Origin of the sequence: Pseudomonas sp. PNPG3, assembly GCF_023093815.1 — a bacterium.
GTDB lineage: Bacteria > Pseudomonadota > Gammaproteobacteria > Pseudomonadales > Pseudomonadaceae > Aquipseudomonas > Aquipseudomonas asiatica.
The window spans coordinates 1-426 of the sequence record NZ_JALLKV010000146.1 but is presented as its reverse complement, the minus strand read 5'-3'; the positions used below and the strand labels follow the sequence as shown (position 1 = coordinate 426).

1 protein-coding gene is annotated in these 426 nt (G+C 59.6%); it reads left to right on the top strand.

What is annotated here, in order from left to right:
• The coding region (locus tag MJ643_RS30500) for an immunoglobulin-like domain-containing protein (protein ID WP_247727290.1) at positions 1 to 426 on the top strand (426 nt) is incomplete at both ends.

Below are 426 nucleotides of genomic sequence, written 5' to 3'. Positions count from 1 at the left end.
ATGCCAACATCACCTTCCACTTCCAGCTGAGCAACCCGCCGCAGGCTGGCAGCACCACGACGCTGACCGTCGATGTGGATGGCGTGACGCGTACTGTCGCTATCGATGCTACCGGCAAAGGCACCCTCAACGTCGCGAATACCAACGGTGAAGATGTCTACACCGACGGCAGCACCGTGACTGTCGAAGTGACCGCTGTTAACGGTGGCAACTTCGAAGCGGTAGACCTGAGCAACGCCAGCGTTACGGCTGAAATCAAGGACACCGTCGACACTACGACGGTGACCGTGACGGCCGATCCGGCAAAAGAGGGTGATGCCAACATCACCTTCCACTTCCAGCTGAGCAACCCGCCGCAGGCTGGCAGCACCACGACGCTGACCGTCGATGTGGATGGCGTGACGCGTACTGTCGCTATCGATGCTA